This window comes from Flavobacteriales bacterium (assembly GCA_016124845.1).
Taxonomy (GTDB): Bacteria; Bacteroidota; Bacteroidia; order UBA10329; family UBA10329; genus UBA10329.
Genome location: WGMW01000051.1, coordinates 29,337 through 52,814 on the forward strand (window position 1 = coordinate 29,337; position 23,478 = coordinate 52,814).

18 protein-coding genes are annotated in these 23,478 nt (G+C 45.4%); 7 read left to right on the forward strand and 11 right to left on the reverse strand.

The features are described from left to right. Positions 1-3: 3 nt before the first annotated feature. Complete coding sequence (locus GC178_16650; protein MBI1289198.1) at positions 4-1,035, reverse strand: hypothetical protein; 1,032 nt, start codon at positions 1,033-1,035, stop codon at positions 4-6. Between GC178_16650 and GC178_16655 the strand changes: the two genes are divergently transcribed. Continuing rightward, entirely contained in the window at positions 996-2,318 is a 1,323-nt protein-coding gene (locus GC178_16655; GenBank protein ID MBI1289199.1) for a type IV secretion system DNA-binding domain-containing protein, read from the forward strand. The genes GC178_16650 and GC178_16655 overlap by 40 nt on opposite strands. 15 nt (positions 2,319-2,333) lie before the next feature. Here the strand turns inward: GC178_16655 and GC178_16660 are convergent, their stop codons facing one another. After that, entirely contained in the window at positions 2,334-2,897 is a 564-nt protein-coding gene (locus GC178_16660; protein ID MBI1289200.1) for a hypothetical protein, read from the reverse strand. 122 nt (positions 2,898-3,019) lie between these two features. Here GC178_16660 and GC178_16665 point away from each other — a divergent pair, with 122 nt between their 5' ends. The 3 genes from GC178_16665 (at position 3,020) to GC178_16675 (ending at position 4,721) form a co-directional block, all read left to right on the forward strand. Next, the gene (locus GC178_16665) at positions 3,020-3,655 is read left to right on the forward strand and encodes a DNA cytosine methyltransferase (protein ID MBI1289201.1); all 636 of its coding nucleotides are present in this window, start codon (positions 3,020-3,022) and stop codon (positions 3,653-3,655) included. A gap of 55 nt (positions 3,656-3,710) precedes the next feature. Beyond that, positions 3,711-4,178, forward strand: coding sequence for a DNA repair protein (locus GC178_16670; GenBank protein MBI1289202.1), 468 nt, complete (start codon positions 3,711-3,713; stop codon positions 4,176-4,178). Positions 4,179-4,334: 156 nt separating this feature from the next. Beyond that, on the forward strand, positions 4,335-4,721 hold the full coding sequence (locus GC178_16675) for a hypothetical protein (GenBank protein ID MBI1289203.1): 387 nt from the start codon (positions 4,335-4,337) through the stop codon (positions 4,719-4,721). 176 nt (positions 4,722-4,897) lie between these two features. Here GC178_16675 and GC178_16680 read toward each other — a convergent pair whose 3' ends face one another. Next, positions 4,898-5,440 carry a Pathogenesis-related transcriptional factor and ERF protein gene (locus tag GC178_16680; GenBank protein MBI1289204.1) on the reverse strand — a complete coding sequence of 181 codons (543 nt, stop codon included), beginning with the start codon at positions 5,438-5,440 and terminating at the stop codon, positions 4,898-4,900. A 303-nt stretch (positions 5,441-5,743) separates the two neighbouring features. On the opposite strand from GC178_16680, the gene GC178_16685 reads away from it, so the two are divergent. Then, entirely contained in the window at positions 5,744-6,148 is a 405-nt protein-coding gene (locus GC178_16685) for a hypothetical protein (protein MBI1289205.1), read from the forward strand. Positions 6,149-6,201: 53 nt separating this feature from the next. Beyond that, the gene (locus GC178_16690) at positions 6,202-13,023 is read left to right on the forward strand and encodes a T9SS type A sorting domain-containing protein (GenBank protein ID MBI1289206.1); all 6,822 of its coding nucleotides are present in this window, start codon (positions 6,202-6,204) and stop codon (positions 13,021-13,023) included. An 86-nt stretch (positions 13,024-13,109) separates the two neighbouring features. On the opposite strand, the gene GC178_16695 is transcribed toward GC178_16690, so the two are convergent. The 7 genes from GC178_16695 to GC178_16725 form a co-directional block, all read right to left on the reverse strand. Beyond that, the gene (locus GC178_16695) at positions 13,110-14,096 is read right to left on the reverse strand and encodes a T9SS type A sorting domain-containing protein (GenBank protein MBI1289207.1); all 987 of its coding nucleotides are present in this window, start codon (positions 14,094-14,096) and stop codon (positions 13,110-13,112) included. Between the two features lie 64 nt (positions 14,097-14,160). Continuing rightward, positions 14,161-15,321 carry a T9SS type A sorting domain-containing protein gene (locus GC178_16700; GenBank protein MBI1289208.1) on the reverse strand — a complete coding sequence of 387 codons (1,161 nt, stop codon included), beginning with the start codon at positions 15,319-15,321 and terminating at the stop codon, positions 14,161-14,163. Between the two features lie 468 nt (positions 15,322-15,789). Beyond that, complete coding sequence (locus tag GC178_16705) at positions 15,790-16,617, reverse strand: relaxase/mobilization nuclease domain-containing protein (GenBank protein MBI1289209.1); 828 nt, start codon at positions 16,615-16,617, stop codon at positions 15,790-15,792. Position 16,618: 1 nt separating this feature from the next. Further along, positions 16,619-17,068 (reverse strand): hypothetical protein, encoded by a 450-nt coding sequence (locus tag GC178_16710; protein ID MBI1289210.1) that lies wholly within the window; start codon positions 17,066-17,068, stop codon positions 16,619-16,621. Next, positions 17,040-18,479: a type IV secretion system DNA-binding domain-containing protein gene (locus tag GC178_16715; GenBank protein MBI1289211.1), complete on the reverse strand. Its 1,440-nt coding sequence runs from the start codon at positions 18,477-18,479 to the stop codon at positions 17,040-17,042. Before GC178_16715 ends, GC178_16710 begins: the two co-directional genes overlap by 29 nt. A gap of 465 nt (positions 18,480-18,944) precedes the next feature. Next, positions 18,945-19,364 (reverse strand): hypothetical protein, encoded by a 420-nt coding sequence (locus tag GC178_16720; protein MBI1289212.1) that lies wholly within the window; start codon positions 19,362-19,364, stop codon positions 18,945-18,947. Further along, positions 19,357-20,424: a hypothetical protein gene (locus GC178_16725; GenBank protein MBI1289213.1), complete on the reverse strand. Its 1,068-nt coding sequence runs from the start codon at positions 20,422-20,424 to the stop codon at positions 19,357-19,359. Before GC178_16725 ends, GC178_16720 begins: the two co-directional genes overlap by 8 nt. A gap of 666 nt (positions 20,425-21,090) precedes the next feature. Here GC178_16725 and GC178_16730 point away from each other — a divergent pair. Next, on the forward strand, positions 21,091-22,386 hold the full coding sequence (locus GC178_16730) for a pyridoxal-phosphate dependent enzyme (protein ID MBI1289214.1): 1,296 nt from the start codon (positions 21,091-21,093) through the stop codon (positions 22,384-22,386). Positions 22,387-22,436: 50 nt separating this feature from the next. Here GC178_16730 and GC178_16735 read toward each other — a convergent pair whose 3' ends face one another. Then, positions 22,437-23,381, reverse strand: a complete 945-nt coding sequence (locus GC178_16735; protein ID MBI1289215.1) for a hypothetical protein — start codon at positions 23,379-23,381, stop codon at positions 22,437-22,439. Positions 23,382-23,478: the final 97 nt, after the last annotated feature.

Consider the following 23,478-nt stretch of genomic DNA (forward strand, 5'->3'; position numbering starts at 1 on the left):
GTTTTAATTCAATATTTGTTTCATACTCAATTTTGCCTCCATCCAATTGACAATACCATCTGAAATAGATAGTCCTGTGAGGTCTTCTATCCACAGGAACTGCCCCATGGAATTAACCTCCAGAAAGAACCAATCCCCATCCGGAGTTACAATAAAGCCCAATGCCCCGTACTCGATCTGCAGGAGGCTCATTAACTCCGACACTTTGGTCCGGATGTCCTTCGGTGGTTGCATTATATAATGAGGCGTATTTGGAATATCATACCGCCTCCAGTCGGTCCTTGCGACCGATGACCTTTGAGAATCGATACGACAGACGAAATGGTCATCACCGACCACCGTGTAACGAACCTCGAAACTTTTCTCTGTGTATTGTTGAAGCACCACGGGATTCTCTCCGACACTTCCAAATCCGGCAAGCTCCTCTGCCGTCACGATATTCACATATATTCCCTGATAGTCGTTACCACTTCCTTTGTAGAAATCCTGGTGCATCAACTTCAGAACAACCGGTGAATATGCTTCCGCAAAACGTATAAGTTCACTCCTGTCATTGCTGACGAGTGTTCTGGGAACGACAAGTCCAACCTCGGCAGCGTACTTCATCTGGAGATACTTGTTCTCTGCCTGATATGAGATTCTCCATGGATTGAGCCATGCCCTGTCCTTCAAGGTCATATATATCCCCAAAAGGGTCTTATTCCATTCGTTCTTCCATATTTTGAAGTCTGCGGTCTGATCAAACTGTTCGTCCAACAAAAGCTCAACAAACGTCCTTCTACCCCAAACACACTGAACCTCATCCAGGTTCAAAGTATTGCCTCGCTGTTCGATCCGCATCCATGAACCGTTCTGATAGGTGACAGTGGTCTCTTTCAATGATTCGACATCCAAGTTCAAACGATAGAACGGCAGTCCTCTTTTCTGCACCACTCCTTGGACGTGGTCCGCATGCATATCGTTCTTATCACTCAGTATCAGGATCATGACATCAAATGGAAGCACGAACATACAACAATTTATTATCAAACACATCAGAACATGTTAATTTTTTGACCCAAAAGGCACTTCAATTACACATAATAGGTCCCCTATCTCCCACTCCACCCACATGTCACCATGCTGGCATGGATTCCAATGCTGATATAAGCTACTTCGCCAAAACCAACTTCCGGAACGGTGGTGTGCCTTTTGGCATCAAACAGGCCGACCGACTTCTACATACATATATCATCGGTAAGACTGGAACTGGAAAGTCCACCCTATTGCAGACCCTCATCTCTCAGGATGTTGCACTTGGTCGGGGACTTTGCCTCATTGACCCACATGGTGATCTGGTGTCTCGCATCAAACACGCCATTCCCCCACATCGGCAGAACGACCTTGTCTATCTTGACCTGACCGACCCGAAGAAACTATATGGCTACAACCCTCTTCGGAAGGTCAGCTATGAAAAGCGGTCATTGGTCGCCTCCTCTATTCTTGAAACGCTCAAAAAGCTCTGGATAGATGCATGGGGAGTAAAACTCGAACATATTCTTCGGTTTACCCTTCTGGCACTCCTTGATCAACCACAGGCAGATATATCCCACATTCCTGAGATGCTATTAAGCAAGGAGTTTCGAAAGAATGCACTGATACATATCCAAAATCCTGAAGTGAAAAAATTCTGGACAAAGGAGTTTCCGCGATACCAGTACTATGATGTACTCCCTGCCTTGAACAAGGTCGGAGGACTACTCGCTCACCCTATCATCAAACGGGTACTGGTAGATAATACAGAAAGATTGTCGCTTCGGGAGATCATAGATAAACGGACAATCCTCTTGGTCAATCTTTCCAAAGGCGCGGTCGGTGAAGATGTCGCTCATATTCTGGGAGCCGTACTCCTTACCTCCGTTGCATCAGCTGCCTTCAGTCGGGTTGATGTGGCAGAAGACAAGCGGGTTTCGTTTTTCGTGTACCTCGATGAGTTTCAGAACTTCACTACCCTATCCTTGGTCAACATGCTTTCAGAACTCCGAAAGTACAAGGTGGGTATGATAATGGCGCACCAGTACATGGATCAGCTTGACCTTGAGATAAGGAATGCCGTGCTTGGCAACGTGGGAACACACATTTCATTTCGAGTAGATGCGTTCGATGCAGCATTGATGGCAAAGAAGATGTATCCGGTATTTGAGGCCATTGATTTCATAACCCTTCCGAACTTTCACATCTATTTGACCTTGATGATTGATGGAACACCTGCGAAGGCATTTAGTGCGATAACCCTTCTTTCTACAAAAACGATAGAGGACCTGAACAAACCTTCTTAAATTGCTCACATTCAATTAGGCGACCGTCACCTCTCGCAGGTCATTCACAGACGTCTGCCAGTAATTGTTACGGACCCAAGAAGCTAGAAACGTTCGAATGTCCCGGACCCGCTCTACTCCACTTTCCTTACCCGATACCTTTTGAAACCTACCATACGCTTCAAATCGTTCCTGCATCCTTAAAAAATCATCGTACTCTATCTGAAGTCGGTACCCTGGATTCAACCATTGTATATACAAAAAGTATCCTTGGTTTTTAAACCACTCTATGGTTCTCACACCCTTTTCAATATACTGCACAGAGCAAAATACCACATTCGGCAAACCGTCATTGAAATATGTCTCTACTTCATCTCCGTACTCTTCGAAGGAAGCATTGCGAACAAACACGTCCATCGAAATCTCCTGACCCATTTCTTCGAAGGAGGAATTTTTGACGAACCCTTCAATCTCCTCACCATCTATATCCAGTCTTTTCCAGCCCGTTCTGATTGTTCGACCAAAGAGTGAATACCAAGTAGTCGATTTTCCTGAGTTCGGTTTACCAAGTACGATTATTGCGAGTTTCTGCGATTCCATGTCGTGAATATCAGTATATGATGAAAGTACGACAATTTGACGGTCTATCCACTATACGAAGCGACTGCTATGGCATAATCTGACCACTACAAGCAAGAGCGTTTCTCGGTCACACTTTCATCATGAAAGTGTTAGACCTCTTTGCAGGAAGTGGAAGTATCAGTAAAGCTGCAGGTCGGTTGGGTTTTGAATCGTTCTCGGTTGACATTGAGCCGTTTGAAGGAATCGACCTTGTAAAGGATATTCGAAAGACACGACCTGCTGATATACCATTTGTCCCGGACATCATTTGGGCTTCACCTCCATGCACCAGTTTCAGCGTTGCGAGTATGTGGCGGCATTGGGACAAAAGCGGAGAAGTACATGTTCCAAAAACTGGTACGGCCATTTTGGGGATAGAGCTGGTAAGACGAACATTTTGGCTCATTTGGTACTACCAACAACTCAATCCGAATCTCATCTGGTATATGGAGAATCCACGAGGGCTTCTTCGCAAGATGCCCGTTATGAAAATCTGTCCAATACGACATACCGTATCGTATTGTCAGTATGGTGATATCAGAATGAAGCCCACGGATATTTGGACAAATAATGTGAACTGGAATCCACGTCCTATATGTCGGCCAGGCGCATCGTGCCACACACCAGCCCCACGAGGTACTCACGGAGGGACGCAGGGGCAAAAAAACAGTTTCGAACGCTCAAAAGTGCCAGAAGAACTGTGTCTTGAAGTTTTGAAAGCATGCAGGCCACAATGACATATTTTGACTTCTACTCCACTCCATCCCTGAGAACTATGATGGATGAAAAACAATGGTAAAACGAACATCAGTCAGCCGCGTGGTTGTGAAGGAATTGGAAATCCAGTACGAGCGACCACCGTTTGATGCAATGAGTAAAATCGGCAACTCAAAGGATTGTGAACGGTTGTTTCGAAGCGTGTTTAACCCCAAAACACTTGATCTGAAAGAATCATTCTGGATTGCATTGCTGAATCGGTCAAACAGGGTTTTGGGAGTTTCATTGGTTGGAGTGGGTTCAGTATCTGCGTGTACCGTAAATCTGCTTGAGATATTCCAACTCGCAATCACTACGAATGCTTGTGCCATTGTTCTGTGCCACAACCATCCGTCAGGGAATGTACAGCCCAGTCAGGCAGATATTGCTCTCACGAGGAAGATCAAGGACGGTTGTAAGCTCTTTGAAATTGTAATGCTCGATCACATCATTTTGACGAGAGAGACGTACTTCTCATTCGTTGACGATGGGGTCATGCCGTAGGTTCATCTCCTGCGATTTGCTTCATATCTGGATTCAACGTTTGGTCATGCTTTGAATTGAATATTCTCGATTCTGGACATTGCACGAAACGAGCGCAAGCAATGCTGGCTTCGCTCATTCCTACTTGCACTTCATTTCTATCACAAGTCCATGCCGATGCTCGATTATCAATTAAGTCAAAGCATTATGGACACAAACACAAAATCACAGCTTATCAAGAAGCTCAAATCAATCGTTGTAGATGAACCTGCTACTATTCGGGCAGCAGTTGCTATCGAAGCCCTTGAGTATCATGACCCTGAAGCATTTTTCAACGACCTCTTTTCACATGGTTGTGTAAGCGGAATGGTCAGCTCTCTTATCTATTACAATGACACGCATGAGTTCTTCGATGCTCACTATGATGAGATTGAAGACTTGCGATTGGAATACATCGAGAGTACCGGAGATCCGCTTACCGTGAAAGATGATTTGAAAAATTGGTTCGCATGGTTCTCATTCGAAGAAACCGCACGGTCTCTTGCAAATGAACTTGATCTGTAACCAAATCAAAACTAAAAGCCCATCATGGATGGGCTTTTTGTTGATAATCTTGAAGATAGATCGTCACTTCAATGCAAGCAGCAAGGCTTACCAACTTAGGGCAAATTGTACGACTTCCTGAGAAATGATAAAATCTAAGGCAATGATATAGGGGTTCGAAAAATCACAAGAAGTATTTACTCTTCCTCGTCAAACGTATTCAATCCATCTGTCACTCCGAAAAGCTCTATTGACTTTTCATTATATGCCATAGCGGCCTTTTCTGGAACATCGAAAAAACCAAGATCGTATTTGACGCCATCACTATATATAACGGCTCTGAAACGCCCTCGGTCAACGGTCACTCCCCGATAGCCTGTGGTGGAGCTTCGGTTCTTCATATTCCTACGAAGCGTTCCCATAGGGACCCACTCCAGATTTTCAATCCTAGCGTTCAGGACATCACCATCAATGAATCGAACGAAAAGCTTTTTATCTGTCTTTGGCTTGGCTATATATTTCTCAGCAATCAATTTATGCAGATATATGGTCTCATATCCTTGTTTCTCGTTTTTCTTCTTATACCGTTGAAAGAAGGCGTACCCGTTGGAATGCGCACGGAGTTTTTGAAGAAATTCAATTGATGCAAGACGGTCATCTCCGAGAAGATCTTCATACACCGTACTGTCAACTACAACATATTTTTCTTGTCTGTTACTTAGAGGTATCTTTCTAACCATTGGATTTAAAATAACGTCTATTTATCCATTGTAAAACACGTGAATCACGTAATTGTTCAGTCGTAACGAATGAAAAGTTTTCAACAAAAATCATACCCGTAAAACTGAGTTTCCAGCAAAAAAACTCCATCATTCAAACCATTGTAAATCAATTAATTAACAACAATATTTCATCAAATTGTGATTCTGATACTTCCAAAGATTCACAACAATAAACGATCAAATTGTTGATATTTCTTTGTTGTGATTTGTTGATGCTTTGAAGAAAGTCGCCTGATATTTAGGGTTCAAAACCTGTATCACATGACACGTCTTCTCGTATCTATCCTTCCTTTCCTGCTCTTGTTTTCCCTGATCAGTCATGGGCAATCACTTACCATCACCCTTGCAGGTTCACCTGATACCGTGGGACTTTCGTCCGCAGAATTGAACTCCTTGGAGAAGAGCATTTCCCTTGCTTTTCCATCGGTGAGTTCGGGCAGCGATACACTTGTTGTGGAACTGGGTCCGAGTTCCGGCAGTTATGACCTTCTCACTCGCAGGTTCCCATTGAACCAGACCGGGACGTTCTCCGATGGCTGTTCGCTTGAGTTCTCCGGAGGTGCCAATGTGGGACTTGGTTCCTTCACGGGACTGTCGACCTTCTATGTACGGACGTACCTCACCTCCTCGGGCGTAGGGAATGCCACCCTACTGGACAACCAATAAGTGTTTCCGTCCCTCCAACGGGAACGCCACCCCCATTTAAACACCGACCTGCCATGAAAAAACTATCCCTTCTTCTCACCGTCTGTATGCTTGCATGTGCGGTATCTGTCTCAGAGGCTCAGACCAGCTACACTTGGAACGGAAGTACCAGCACCGATTTTGCGACCGGTGCGAACTGGACCCCCAACGGGGTGCCGGGAGGTGGTGACAATATCACTATCGTCTCCACTTCCAACGACCCTGTGCTGGACGGAGACCGCACGGTGAACAACTTCACCCTCAGCACGGGTGGAGTACTGGGCCTTGGAGGATATGCCCTTACAGTGAGTTCAACCGCTGCTTTGGGTGCAGCAACGGTATCGAACGGTCTGCTGTACATGTCAGGCGGCTCTGCCACCATCTCGGGCACAACCCTCGACTGTCAGGTGGATATGACCTCATCGGTCTCTGTTCTGACCAATGCTGTATTCAAGAAGAAGACCGATCTGGAGACAACATATACCGGCCAACTGTACTCTGGAGGGAACCTGTACATGGACACCGTGACCATCACCCAGAACGGGCCTTCCTACTTCTACTCCGGGTATACTAACCCCGATACATTTCTTGCCCCGCTGACCTTCAATCTGGAGAATGCGGGAATTGCCCTTTTCGCCTACAACTCCACAGGCAGCTATTTTGCAGACAAAGTGGTGTTCAACAACCATTCGGGCAATGCCACCAAGGGAATCGCCATTGTGAACCAGACCGGGTCGACAGCTCACTTTGCCTATGACATCGAGATGAACGTATCTTCAGGCTCAGGGTACATCAGGTTCTATCAGGGAATGGCGACCCATGATGGAGAGCTTCTCATCGGCTCGGAGGGCTATGCGTCCGGACAGCTGACCCTCAGAGGGTATGGGCAAAGTTCGTCCAATACGATCGATCTGAGCTCAATGAGCGGCACGTCCACCCTGGCCTTGGGCCCATCATTGACATTGGAGGGCGACCTGATAGGCCCCGATCAGGCAACGACCATCAGTTCAGCGTGTCATTTCAAAGGGGTGACCGAACTCCCGTCTGTGACAGGATGGTACAGCGGTTCGACCTTTGAGAAACGGACCACCCTTGATGTGACCGGAGGCAATAGCATCTCTACCGGAGGGAACATGTTCCTTGATACGGTGGATATCACCCGCTCTTACGCTCAGTATCTGTATTTAGGATATGGCACACCTGATACCATCTTAGGCCCTTGCACGCTGAACCTTGATGCTGCCGGAGGGATCAGCATTGCTCAGAGCGAGGCGGGAACCTACTTTGCCGACCAGGTTGTACTGAACAACCGTTCAGGGAATACTGGAAAGGGATTCACCATTGGGGCGTATTCTGGCGGTGGGGTGACCTTTGACCGGGACATCATCATGAATGTGGACAGCACATCGGGTTACATCAATTTTGGGGAGGGTACAACAGTTCACAATGGGCTGCTGCGCATCGGAAGTGAAGGGTATCACTCAGGACTGCTGACCCTCAAGGGCTATACCCAGACCGCAAATGGCAGTATCGACCTATCGGGCATGAACCACAACAGTTCGCTGACCATCTATGGGGCGGACGTCACCGCGGACATCTCGTACGATCACTCTGGGACAGTGACCCTGATGAATGCCACGTTCGGTGGCAATGTGAGCATGAGCAGCAACAGTCTTTCGGTATCGGGCAACACCTTTGGAGGGACGACCTATATGGAGAAGACCGGCTCGGGCTCGAACAACCTCAATGGGGGCAACCTGTTCCAAGGGGCGACCACCCTGGAGAACAGCACATCAGGCAACTATGTGTACTGGGGGTACAACAACCCCGATACCATGCTGGGCGACCTGACCCTTATCAATCACAGCAGTTACCCACTATGGATGAACTACAATACAGAGGGGCAATATACTGGTGACATCGCCTTGGACGGTGACAGCCTGAAGGTGGTACGGTTCGGAAGTACCACATCAGGTTACAAGGCGGTGTTCGATGGCAGTACCGACCAGCAATTGACCATCTCCAATTCCGACCTGGATGTACAGTTCTACCGCGTTGAGGTGAACAAGAGTGCGGGGCGGTTGAAGGTGAACAGTGACATCACCGTGAGCTACGAGCTTGCCCTGACCGATGGGGTCGTTGAATGCCAAAACGATGTGGTGGTGACCCTGAAGGACGGGGTCGAGCCCACGGCCACGGACAGCAGTTATGTAGAGGGTTCGGTGAAGAAAATAGGCAATGATGCCTACACGTTCCCTGTGGGGAGGAACGGGGTGTATCGCCCCATCGGCATCAGTGCACCGAGCAATACCTCTGATGCTTTTACGGCAGAGTATTTTGAAAGCAACTCAGACTATGTGTACAGCCATAGCAGCAAGGCTGGTTCGTTAGATTATTTGAGCACCAACGAGTATTGGATGCTGACACGGGATGCAGGAAGCAGTACACCGACCGTGACCCTTAGCTGGGACACAATAACCACTTGTGGAATGGACTCCTCACTTATAGGTCGGCATGTGGCAGGGTGGAACGGTACCCAGTGGGATGACTTAGGCAATGGGGGTACTACAGGTGATAGTAATTCGGGAAGTGTAACTACGGCAAGTGTGGTTACCAATTTTGTTGCGTTCGTATTAGAATCAGATAGCTCCATTACATGCTCATCACTGAATCTTACACGTTTGTCTGCCGATACTATACAAGTACTAGATACAATTGTGCTTACAGTTAATTGGGAAGGATTCTCAAATGATATTGATTTCTATGTGTATGCTGATAGCTTGATGAAGGATGGTGGAAATGGCTTCATTCCTCTGTCAATACCAGTCACTAATGGAGATACGGTATACATAACTCCAACGGCCTCTGGAGTGAAAAAAGTCTACCTTCAGGCTCGAAGAAATCAATCGGTTATCAAGTCAGTATCAACTGCCATGGCAGTTAATCCCGGAGTGTTCTACTATAATTGCGACTCATCATTCACCACTTGTGATTTCATTCGAAATGGCTCATTTGAAGATTATCAATATTACGCCATTACATTTGATGAGATTGACCGGGCAGCGGCCTGGAATCATTTTGGCTATGGGAGCGGTTGTGGCAACTTGTATAGCATGTGTAATGTGTACTCAGATCGTAATCAGGGAACTCCGGATATTTTTGCAACCAACGCGTTGAATACAATACCTCCTGGAGCTTCATTTGACATACCTAACAACTGCTATGGATCAGTCATGCCACCCGTATCATCAGGCACATCAATAGATGCATACGCTGGAATTTTTGCCTATTACGGTTATCAGGACCCTAACTACAGCGAGTATCTTTACCAAAGCTTATCTGATAACTTGAACATCGGACAGCGTTACAGGTTCAGCTCATATTTCCATTTATCACCGACATCTTCAGATGCAACCAGTTTAGGCTTTGCATTGGTAGATAACATCATCAACTATTGCCAGACAAATGGTGACTATTTAAATCTCCCCACAATTCCAGGGTCCAATTACGAGCTTCATGAGGTATCTGCTGTCCCTTATGCGAACATGGACACCGTTCCGGAGCTTGCCGAACACGAATGGGTCAAATGGACCCATGAATTCTCAGCAATGGACGAATGGACCCGTATCATTATTGGAAATTTTCAAACAGATAATCATCCGACTCACAGCGAACCATTTCCAACGGTATTATGGTCAGATTCGAGCGGTCTATCATTTCACATCTCATATTACTACGTAGATGAGGTTTCCCTTACTGCCGTACCCCCTGTAATACTTGCGGCTGACACAATTCATGGTTGTTTTGGAAGCGCTCCAATAGACTCATTATGTGCAGATAGCTCAGGGCATGGATATCATATATATAACTGGGGATCAGACAACGCGGTATTGGACAGCATGCTTCAAGTACTCGGCATGGACACCATGCAATGCATCGACATTGATACCCTTTTTGACTATTATGCGCATCCAGGTCCTGGAATACCTGATACATTATCCATCTATGTGTGGGTTGATGGGCCTAATGGATGCAACCCTACTGATTACGTAACCATCATAATGCATCGACAGAAAATGGATATTACCAGTCCGTTTTCGATGTGTGACACTGATTCAGCTATCTGCATCAGTGGAATAGCAGAGAATGATTCGATACTGTGGGCGTTCCCAACAGGAACAGCTTACCAAGTAGTTGATGATACATGCTTTCTTGTGACAGACTGGAATGATGCAAGTTCTGGCTATATAGGGGTGACCTCCACGGACACCTTATATGGATGCTCTTTAAACGACTCGATCTTTATGGTATCCTGCTGTCAACCTGATACGGGACACATGGTATTCTTCGACACAACATTGACAGTGACGGGTTCGATGACACTAAGTGGCGCCCTTTCCGTTAATGGAATCCTGTATCTTGACGGAGGTGGTACCGTGACATTCAGTAATGCTGATGTAGCAATGGGTGGGTTTGCTCAGATCATTCTCCTCAATGGTACCAACCTCACCGTTACCGATTCATCACACCTCTACCCTTGTGACATCTGGCACAATGGAATCTACGGACAGGATAGCAGTCAATTCATTATGAACGGACATTCTCTCATTGAAGGTGCGGTGAATGCAGTTTCTCTCAGATATTCAGCATACTTCAATATTGATTCGGCCCATTTCCTTAATAACTACCGTCACTTGGCCACCAATTTTTACCCGAACTATCCCTATGGGTACCCGGTTGTCAAGAACACTACCATGTACTGTACCGATTACCTCCCATCCTTAGCGGACAGTCTGATAACCGAACGGGCTGTAGAAATTGTAAATAATGCAGACAAATGGCCTTTGGGACCGAATGTGGTGATTGACAGCGCACGAATTGGCATTTGGCTCCGTAACTCTTCACTTACTGTTCTTCAGGACTCCATCCGCAATATAAGTCATGTTGACTCCAACCCGTGGAGCGGTACCGGGATATATTCCAACGGTATCTGGAGCAACCAACTTTCTGTCACCGGAACCGTATTCAGTGACAACGTCTTGGGGCTGTATGCTAAGGCTCACGATGAGGTGACGACTGAGTCAAATGTGTTTACTCGTGAATTCGGAGGTTCATACTTTTCAGACAATGCTACTGTCTCCGCATCTGGCAATCATCACAGCTATCAGTGGTATGGGGAATCCTCGGAAATGAATGATGTAATTCACATTTTCAATTCTCACTACGATGACAATCTGTTCGGAATCTTATCTCGGTTCGATAGTGACGTGAAAATCCATAATGACACGATCAATGTTCTGAGCTCGGCATCAGATTGGGCTGCCTATGGTATTTATGTATCAAACAATGTTGATTGGCAATGGGGTACATGGGGTGTTGATATTTATGATAATCTGATCACAGATGCCAACAAAGGGATTAAACTAGAAAACATGAGTTGGGCTCGCGTACGGCAAAATGATGTTCAGGTGAGAAAGCACACAAGTGAACCAAGTGCCAACATGGAGAGTCGTGCCATTCAGGCCACCAACAGTGGTGCTGTCTGGGTAAGTGAGAACCATGTGCATAGCTCAATAAGTAGCTCGGATTATGGTTGGTGGGACACAGGTATTCGTTACGATTACAATGCGCTGGCAAAGATCACTTGCAATGAAAGTGACTCACTCCATACGGCTATTGTAAGTGGTGGACCGGGTGCCAGTACATACCTCATAGGTAATGTCATGAAAGGCTATCACTTCAGGGGCATCATGACCAACGTGGGGTTTCTTGGACAACAAGGAAGTCCTACAAGCCCGGCTGACAACGAATGGCATGATTCATTTACACATCATACAGATACGTATAATCCAACCGCAGCTGCTTCATCATTCTATGTTAGATACAGCACTTCAAGTAATGTGTGGCATCCGATTCCATTTTCTGCCCAAAGCAACCTCAGTTTTCCAGGGGCTTCTATTGATGCAACCGCCAGCAATCCTGGCGCAACCTCTCAATTTGATTGTGACTCCGTAGAGTACTTTAGAGCAATAGGCTATCTGCAAAAGATAGCTTTGGACAGTATTGCATTTGAAGGAGTTGATAGCGTTGTAACGGCCCGGCTCACGAAACTTCAACTATTCCGGTCGGTGGAAGCCGACAGCATTCTTCAGCTTGATAGCATCCTTGTTGCCTTTAGAGATACGTTTGAACTGACCGATCTTGGAAAACTTGACAGGATTGCGCGTCAATTGAAGATGAATATTAGCACTTCCTCTACCTCCAAAACACTTGTTGATCTTGGTAATGTCAGCCCTACGGATTCGATCGCTTCACTATGGAAGGATGTACTGGAAATGGCATTCGGCAAATGGGGTGATGACGACACGACCACGACCCTCAGTAGTTCTGACAGCACCTTACTGTGGCAAATAGCGGCATTATGTCCTTACAGATACGGCCCATCGGTATATACTTCCCGGACAATGCTTTTCAGTTTGGATTCCATGTACCTGTCATTAGGAAATGACTGCGAAATCCCAGGATTTGCAGACCCTTCAGAGAAAAGAGACGGCAGCCATGATGATTCGCCTCCAGTCAGTACATCCATTGTTGGAGATATACAGATTGATATACTCCCGAACCCTGCTACGGATGGGTGGCTTACCATAAATGTAACAGGCATGACTGAAAATGACAGATTGCGACTACATCTGTACTCACTGGAGGGACGTCTCATTCGTACAGATAATCTTGTTCAGAGCTCTACAAGAGTTAATGTGAGTACCGTGACGTCCGGAACATATTTTGTCAAAGTGGAAAACGCGAAATCCCACGAAAGCCTATGGAGGGGGAAAATCGTTTTGCTGAACAATTAGGAAGGGGCGCATTCGCTTCTCCATGTTTGAAGAACGCTAAATGTGACAATAAAAAAGCCTCCACACAGGAGGCTTTTGGTAAGAACTTAGAGGATAACTAATCGCGTACTCGCATATCTCACACCATCAACCACAACCGATGACAGGTACAATCCGGGGGAAAGAGTTTTGTTCAGTGTAGCCTTTCCTTCATTACCCGAGAGTTGCTGGGAATGAACGACATGACCAGCAAGATCAGAGATTTCCCAATTGAATCGGGAACCATCTTCCGCACGGTATGAAAGAGTTACAGCTCCGTCTGGAGAAGGATTCGGATAGATTGTCGTCTCTACTTTCACAGTTTCGGTAATGCCAACCTCTGAAACGGGGGTGAGAGAGACATCATCAATCAGATACATGGCTTCATCCCACTTATCGGGATTATTATTTGCAACACGTTCAATATGTGGGTCGTCAGAATCAAGACCAAAAGTTGAGAGCGTTAAATACTGTTCACCCCCTTCTGCAATAAATGTTCCACTGATCTTTGTCCAACCATCCGTATCTTTGATTGCAGAGGTTGTGTCGAAGTGAATAGACGATTCGAGATTCAAAAATCCTCCTGAGGACAAGTATCGAGTATCATTGACACTAACATGGGCTCCAAAATTTGATATGGCAAAGTTTGAGCTATCACTAAGATTTACATAGTATTCCAAATAATACTTCTGATTTGCAATCAAAGGGGACGATAGTTCGCCCCAAAGGTATTCTCTCTCATTTGTCCAAGCATCGATATAGCACAACAAGGAAGCATACGCGTTCCCAGTTCTTGGCAATTGAAAACCGAGTCGATTATTCGGAGTGCCGTAGTCAGGGTAGATAGAATTGCTACAAGCATTGTAGTAGTCTACAGATCCTTTTGCAGTGCTCCAACCAAGCGAGATTGAAATTTCACCACCAGAACCTGGGCATTGTGGATCCGGTGACTGTAATGAATCGAGAATTTCAAAGCTTCCGTTGCTAATGACCTCAACATTTTGCGCGCACAAAAAACAAGGAGAAAGCAGTAGGAAAGTGAATATGTTTTTCATAGTACAAAGTTTTAGTTTAAACTCATACTACAGGAATTGTGTGGTGATGCAACAAAAAAGCCTCCTAATGGAGGCTTTTAAAAGAACTACTGACCACAAACTTGGTGCTGGATGACCATGTGCCATCGACTATGATGGTCGATACATAATTCCCATCGGGAAGCTTTTGGTTGAGAGTGGTTTTTCCTTCTCTTCCTTTAAGAGGTTGTGAATGAACAACTTTTCCAAACATGTCAGTTATTTCCCAAACGAGTGCATTTCCTTGATGTGTACTGTACTTCAAGGTGATAGATTCACCGAGTGAAGGATTCGGATAGATGATTGTCTCTACCTTGACCTCTTCATCAATGCCAACCTCTGAAACAGGGGTGAGAGAGACATCATCGATCAGATACATGGCTCCGTCCCATCTGTCTGGATTGTAGATTGAAACACGTTCAATGTCCAGATCTTCAAAATCATGCCTGAATTTTCCAATCGTGACATACTGTTCTCCTCCGCTTGCAGTAAAGGTACCGCTTACCTTCATCCATTCATCTTTGTCCCAGAATGGATGCCCCTCTGAGGTGTCTTCCACCTGTGGTTCGAGGGTTAGAAAGTCTTGTGCAGAAAGGTATCGCGTATCGAAGGTACTGAAGAATGCACCAAGCGTTGATACTGCAAAATTTGAACTATCACTCAAACTGACGTAATACTCCATGTAGTAGCGTTGGTCTGCCACCAAGGGAGATTCCAATTTTCTCCAGAGATACTCTCGCGTGTTTGGCCAGAAATCTACATATGATATCAAGGAACCATATGCATCACCCGTTCGTGGGCTTTGAATTCCGAGAAGATTTTGTGGAACACCATAGTTTGGATATGTATTATTGCTACAGGTATTGTAGTAGTCTACTGTACCATATGCAGGTGCCCATCCGTCAGCGATTTGAATTTGACCACCAGAACTGGGACAAGAGAAGTATCCATGTAAAAGAAGTGAGTCAATTTGTTCAAAGCTTCCGTTGTTAATTAACTTTCGCGGCTCTCCTTCGCCACTCGGCCCAGTTGGTTGTCCCACAGCAGGAATCACTGTAAGCGAAAAGGCAACTAATAATATTGCCCGGACCAATGACAAACGCGTTTGATTTTTCATTTTCATATTGTTTAAGTTCAATCGTTTCATGTATAATAACATGTAGCTCCTGAAACTCCAAGTGCCAATATGAAGACTTCCGTGTACCATGCGGAACGTGTGATTTGTACATGCATCAACCTCGTTTTCTTACCAGGTCTTTTCTTTTCCCCGCATGAAATTAGAAACAAAGTAATGTCAAACCAAACAAATTAACAAATTTTTTATGAACAGATAGGTGGTGGTTAGTCGATCGGTAACAAATTGAATTCAAAAATGGAATGTCCGATATTCATTAATTTTCCGATGCGTGCATTGTAAGTAATGCGGGGGCAAGTTACATTTTCTTTTGAGTTACAATTCTCCGACATTCTGACGAAACCTGTTTTTCATGGAGATATTGTTGAGAAGCCAATCATCGTATAGGGTTTGACTTATACTGAGTACTGAGCTTATTCGTTTTGTAATCATGAAAAGACTGTTCATTGGGCTATTATCTACATCACATTTGACCACGCGCCAGATTGCATCTTACGCGTAAGATGCCGTCTGGACGTGGGCTTTGCCCCCGTGCCCCCGTTAACTTCGCAGAAGCTCAAGTGAATCATTGTCGCGGCCAAGCCGAATCTGGTCCAGTTCGTTTTGTCGCTCATGATTCTGTTCAAGGGTTTTGAGTTCTATGCCTAAACGGGAAAATCGGTAGCGTCTCCCATTTTCAGGGTCAACGATACCTTCGGATTTTCCTCGTTGATATGTCTCAAAACCCAGTTCCTGTAAGTGTTGATAGAAAACCTGTTTAGATAGTGAGGATTGTACATAGGGAAGTATCTGCTTTTGGACAATTTCTCTTCTACATAAGCCGCGTCTTTTCTTGATTTCATATTCCGCGTTATTCAACGCAAGCTGAGCCTCTTTCGCTTGTCCATGCTTTGCATAACTGATGAGTTCTGGGTAATGCTCCTGTTGGTACTCTTGGAGTTGAAGTTTGAGTTCCGTGAGTTCGTTGAATGAAAGCCGAATCGAATTTCCTTGAAGATCAACCCCATTTAAGGCTATGTGGACATGCGCTGCATCTGTGTTCAAGTGAGGTATTGCAACAGCAAGTCCAAGAGGAGAGCGCATTTGCAGGTACTTTAACGTTAGGTCGTACATCATCTCTTCTGTAAGTTGACGGTCTTCTGAAGACCAGCTCAAAATTTCATGTGATACCCGAACTGCGTCCTTGTGCTGATATTTTCGCATCCTCTCTGTTTCCTTGAAGAGTTCTGCGAGTTCTTCAAACGATGCTTCTTCTGGAACATTCCAGGCGATACGCCATGGATGATCTTCCTTTTCTTGGTGTATGTATTGAATGAGTTGACCAGCTCCACCTATGTTCTTTCTTGAAAGGAGCTTTACAATGGTCATGTCACCGTACCATTTCAGGTTGAAGTTCGGCTCGTAGAGCTTCGATTTGTTCCAATATGAGTTCTCGAGTCACGCCATGCGTCTGTTTACTTGCTTGGGTAAGGACGGTGAGGGTTTTCCTGAGCAACACATCCATGTTTGTTCCCGTGGTATTTTGTCGTTCTGTATTGAGAACGGTGCGCTTACTCAGTTGGGGAATGGACATGTTCCTTTTGTGGGCTTCATTGGCCAGTATGCGTAGCTGAGAATCATTCACATAGAATCGAATCTCCGTGTTGTGTTCCTTGAACACTTCAGCATACCTCCTATTCCTCAGCGTACGCCATCGAGCCTTGATTCGGTTCTTGGCCCACTCTGGTGCCCCATCATGTCCACAAGCTGAAATGAATTCCTCAAAGCTCATACCTGGCACGTAGTGTTGTTCAAGCAGTTGTAAGTCTTTCTCTTTCATAACGTTCAAAGGTTTTTGGTGTTGGTAGACTAACTGTTTTGACTGCAGATCCAATGGTTTTAGCTGGGGGGAGTTTTTTGAAAAGGTGGTAGCCGAGTTGGTTATAATAAGGCTTGGGAGGCAGTACCATTGGAGGGGTGTGGCCGTGGAGCATTATGATCTTACCGCAGCTACGGACTTCGCTGGGTGTCATGAGTTCTCGTACTCTCCGCTGACCATCTTGGTCAAATTCGTATTTCCATAACAAGGCGCTCAGTCTACTTGCTGTTTCGATGGATTGACCAGGGAAATGTATGGTGGTTCCAACGCTCTCTTGAACTGTTTTAGCGTAGCCGTGACCTTTAGATTCGAGCTGACCAACCGACTGAAATGAGGCTGAGATTGAAATGTTATGTTTACGTGATTGGCTCAACCAAACATCAAGGGGAACGGACATCAGAGAGGCTTCATCAAACATACAGTAGATGTTCCGGTCACCTAGCTTTGGACGATGGGACATAAAGTGTCGCATGGCCACACTTGATACAAGACTAATGGTCAGCGAATTAACCTCCGAATTAAGTTCACTTCCGTGAACAAAAAGATGCCTCGGTTTAGTCCTGAACTCATTAAAATCGATGGTTGTTTTGGCGAAGATGCACTGAGTTGCGGGTGAGCGAAGCGGACTGAGCTTACTCAATAAAGTACTTATTATTCCATTGAACGTGCGGTCAGGGATTGCTTTCAATGCTAAAAAGGACTGCCATGTTGGGTCTGGTGCATAGCGGAGAAACCACTTCTCGACTGATTCAGGGTTCGCCATCATTTGTTCCGTCAAGGAATACAGACTTCCCAAATGACAAAGGTCCACGGGTACGTATTGAAGCAATTCGATCAGAATGGCGCACAGGTGACCACTCATCGTGTACCAATACGCATCACCTCCCGTATGCTGACCGATAATTACATGGGCGATTTGACGGGCACCATTTTCATCCAGATTATCTAATGGGTTAATGCCAATAGATACGTCTGGGCGTTCGGGATGCAGTTGGTATATCTCGGTGTCGGGAAAGGAAGCTTGGTATCCGCTGCAGATTTCGCGTAAACTTTGGGAAAAATCGGCAGTGACGGTAGAGCCAAACCGACCTGGAGCCCCCAGTAAGTTATTCGAATAGAAACAGGAGCTTTTGCCACTACCAGAACTTCCAAATATGAGCACGTGGCGACTTGATGCTTCAACGGTCATCGTTTGAGTGCCTCCATTTGGTGACAGACCACGGTTAAACACCGATAGGTCAACCTTGCCAAAGTCAGATTTGTAATTAGTAGGCCGTTGATCTCGGATGAAACCGTATCCTACTAGAAGCAGGATAGCGGCTCCACCGAGAATGGCCCACCATGAAAGCGCTATGTCAAATACCGTTATCATTTCAAAGCTCCACGCAGAACATTATTCAATACGTTGAGGCAGAAGATGAGTACTCGAAGGAGAACCCAGAAAACATACCCCGTGAATTTCACCAACAACTTGAGGATGGTAATCATGGCGTCTATAAGGAATGTCGGTTTCATCGTGTAGAGATTGTAGATTTTGTCCAACCGCCCATAACTTCGAATGATCCGCCATGAGACTCTATCTTATCCTTCCAGAATGCTGAAATCTGACGAAAAATGATGTCCTCCTCTGCATTTGCATTCTGATGGATGATAATCACTTGTACGCCATTCAAATCCACACTATCCCCGAGGTGTTCCCTCCACAAATCTTCGCCATATGTTCTCAATCGTTTGAGGTGTTTGGATGTGTATGTCGAAAATTCTGGAAGATTTTCACGTAGGTTACTCCTTATAATAAGGATGCGGGTTGCAGGAGTATCTACTGCATCGAACCGCTTTAACTCATCAAGAATCGGACGAAATATGGCGAGTTAGGAAGAACTGTCGAATCCAATGATTCTACGGTCGCATAGAACTTGTCAATCCTTCCAAGGAGACTGTCAATGGCATCCTTACGGGTGTAGGGATTTTGCACCAACGGATCATATTCAGGTACATAGAAGGTTTCAACTTCTCTGTTGTCAACACTACCGATAATCCGCCCCCGATAATTCACTTCCTGATACAGTGCCGTGTCTAGCAATCCAGCAATTAGAGCTGACCGCAGTTTAACGCTCAGTTCATCACTGACATCATCGCACTCAGTGATATAAATCGGTGGCGGAATCTTAATATCATCTTCGGATAGGAGTGTAATCGATAGCCAGGTGATACACCCAGCTATCGATACTACCAATGCAATAAGTAACTTATTCATGACTTGTATTTTTTATGGTAAATGACTGTGCCTCTGCTACCGGGTCTTTAAGAATCGGTATGGCGGGATCCGTAAACCATGTAGGGTATTCTTCCTTGCCTGTGTAGGAATCTTGGAAACCTTCGCAGTACTTCAAGATTGCCTCTTTGAGTTTATTCTGGGCCAGTATGCGAAGTCTTCGGTACCCACGGTCGAGTTCTTGCTCACGATCCTTGGCATCCTTCATACGCGTACGTTCAAACAAATCTTCTTTTTTAAGTACATCCCGTTCTTTTTTTGCCTTTGAAAGGTCAGAGCTGAGCTGAAACAGACGGAAGAAGTTTGACACTTGGCGGCCAGTTGGCCAATAGTTGTGAAGAACCGTGGCGCCAAGTCCTACGATAACCAGAGAGACAAGTCCAAACCAGAGACTTGGCAGAATTGTATGGTCAAGAGCAAGTATGGAAACCCGTCCACTACTTGAAAAGGTCAGGAGGCCAAAGGTCAGGAAGGACAGGATGGTTAAGAGAGATGCTTTTTTCCAAGCATTGATTGCCCATTCCCAGACCTTGGCGAATACCCACATCAAAGAGAACTTCGTCAACATGAGACCAAGCACAAGAATCGGCACATCACGTGCAGGAATCCGAAATCCCCAGACCGACATCCTATCCAGTCCATATTCAAGTGAGAACAGACCAATAGGTAGAATAAAGGCAAGGAAATGAATAAATGTGAGGGCATCAGCAGAAACATCACTTACCGCCTTATTCAAGTCTCGGATATGATTATTCGCTGCTTGAAGTTTACCACGGAAACCTTCGGAGAAAGCCTGATAGAACTCTACCGCTCGGGAAGTTGCGGTTCTGGCCCCATCAACATCGACCGTTGATGCCACCAACAAGAGCAGGTCATTAAACTGAGCCTCCACCTTACTGATAACCATGGTGAGTTCACTGTTCGTCAGGAATGCAGAATCCTGCACAGCTCGGTTTTCACCATCTGCATATTGATTGGTAATGATTGTGTCGGAACTACTTCGGAATTCCGTCTCTGCATGTTCTATTTCTGAATTTTTCATCGTTTTTGTTTTAGATGTGTAACTAAGAATGGCAGCTCCAATTCCAAGCCTGAGAAAGGCTTCACGGAATCAGCACCAGGACGGTGCGGGTTGAGAGAGAGCTGACGAACGCAGAGAAAAAAGAATCCCCAACAAGGTACTTTCCAGGGATTCCCAAATACGCTATGATTAGCGTAGCGAATGTTGTACATTCGCAAGGAATACGTGGTTTAAGGGGCTTCAATTCTCGCACCGCGTATCCGCTTTTGGGGCTGGCGTTCGTCAGCCCTTTTTATTTGGGCCTCGAATCGTTACCGTACCACCCTGAGTCTTTCGGTTAAAAAAAAGGCCACCCCCTTGGGTAGCCTTTTTCATTCGGTCCTCAGCATTATATGCCTTGTATTTCTTCGGGAGTATCATGTCGAATTGAGATTCATGACCATAAATATAGTTATCAAACTATTTTTGATTTTTATATGAAATGAATTTATCTTTTCAATTCTTAAGTTTCCCACCTTAATCGACTTAATCTCAATATTCATCGTTTCAATCACCTAATTAACGGATAAACAAACGCTCGGCAGCCTTATTCTTAAATATTCAAGGTCATGTTTATCAGGTGACTGAAAACCATTTCAGCATTTGGAAACATTTCAAAGTTACTACATTTACCAGAAACGAAACACTATGATTGTATATACCGCAGATGTCATCCAGCTGGTCAACGCCTGTGTTGATCGGTATAAAGGACAACCGAATGTTGAGTTCGGAAAACCAAACATGGCGGAATTCTTTTCTCACATGGTTGGTCACATTAACAAGGAGGTGGGCTCTGCCCTATCAGAACAGACCTTTTACAAGCAGTACTATATCCGCATCCAAGGTCATGCAAGTAGTGAAATTGGGTATTCGGTAGCATATTTGAATGCCTTAACGCAGTACGTTCACGGATTCGATTACCTCGATAAGTTTCCGAGAGTAGAACATGATGAAGAAATCCCGGAGTTCCCGTGGACACATCCATCATTTCCCGCCACCCCTGCCGTCCGATTTACCCATGAAGACTATACAAACATATGGGTCAAAGACGAGGGGCAAAACCCCTGTGGTATTCATAAGGACAGGAAAGCCCACGAAATATACCTGTACTATGTCAAGTTGATTCGGGAATCAATGGAAAATCAAGAACATCTTCAATTGCCCCGTCTTTCCCTTATTACCAGCGGGTTTGCGGGGCTCAGTATTCAGTATAGGCTCCGAGCAGCAGGGCTTCCAAGTCTAAACGTCCTATTAGACGAAAGTGTCTCTGATCATTTGGTAAAGCTTCTGGTAGATTCCAGAGCCGAGGTGCACCGCCATGACCTTCGCAGTAAGGAACTAAGTTCGGATGATGTGAAGCGCTTGACCGAAAATGAAAACGGAATTGACATCACACGCGCCAATGAGTTACCAGACTTGAGCGGTAGATATTACGACTGGCTATGTTACGAGATTCTAAATTTAAATCCTGATGTTGTTATTGTTCCATACGGAAGTGGAGAACTTTATCGAAATCTGCTGGAAATCCATGCCCGCGAACTGAAGTCCAAACACAATTCCAGACGATATTTTGGGGATCGATCGGTACTTCGAAATTGTCACTTCATCGGTGCTCGGGCAGATAAAAAGGTGCCAAATTCCATGCTGACCAGTCTTGTCAGTTTCTACGATGTGGTAAAACCGGAAGAAATCAGCACAATACAAAATGCAACGTATTGCGGCAATCTCACCGAAGTGTATGAGATTGAAGAGGATCCAGTATTGTTCAAGGCAACCGTTAAAGAAGCACAGAAGCAGAATATCCGCACCTGTCCATCAGGTATTGCTGGACTGATTCTTCTCAAACAGCAGGAGAAGGTTTGGAACCTTCCACGAGATGCCAAAATCGTTGTGGTGAATACTGGAACAATTCGAGAGGAACTGTTCGCCAAAAAGAAAATCTGAGCTTCAATTCACTTTGATGCTCATTTCCTGCATGGGATAAAAACGGTACATCACTGCCCCACATAACCCCCACATTCCACAATCAGACGAATCTGGCTCTTTGCCCATAATACCTCTTCAGGACTTGGCAGGTGGTTAAACCCATACCCAGAATTAATCAGAGGGAAATACTTCATGTTTGGAAGATGGTAATACTGCAGTACATCAGAATATCCCTTGTCTATGTACGACACCCATCGAGAAAAGAATCTCCACTCATACGTCATCTGAGCACATGCATCGGATGAAGAGAGAGGGATTGGGTCTTCTGGGAGGCAAACAACATTAGCGTACCATGGAGCAGGCCCCATCAGAGAGTCAAAGACATGCACGTACTCTTCCACGCTCGTAATGCCGTACCGCTTGAGTGCTGGGTCAACAGAGGTTCCCATGAGATGTGGCCTGGCAAAGAAGATGCTCGCAGAAACAATACTGTCCGACTTACCTTCTTGCAGAAGGCGGAAGTACTCCTCAGTTTCCATCATGACCCCATTTCTGTCCACATAGAAACTTCCATGGAGAGCATCCATGATGTAACTCCTGATGGTATCTCCGCACGGAATACCTATAATATTCAACGTATGTCCGTAGTCACCAGTGGTAATTGCCTCACCTGTCTGTTTTCCAGGACCACAATACAGTTCCATGATATATACACCGTGGGGGTTTAAAAACCTGTGTACAACCGCATCATACAACGCAGAAATATCACCACATAGAAGAGTCATCCCTTCGTTCATGAGCGTTGTATGTGTCGCTGAAAAATCTGTAAATCCCGCATACTGATCATTGGTACAGGCAATGCGTTCGTCACAGACAAGCCCTCCTTCTGCAGGAGCGATGTGCGTCACGTAGCTAAATAAGTCCATGGCCGTGACCTCTATACTTGGGGCAGTATGTACAAACGACTGAAGGACACATTCTTGTTCTTCTGGGGACTCTCTCAGGTCATTCATGGTGAATCTGGTTCGGTAGAAGGAGCCTTCAGCCGTCCGATACACCAGAGGAGTTCCGTCTTTGGTGATGGGGCTTTCATCTGGAACACCCGTTTGG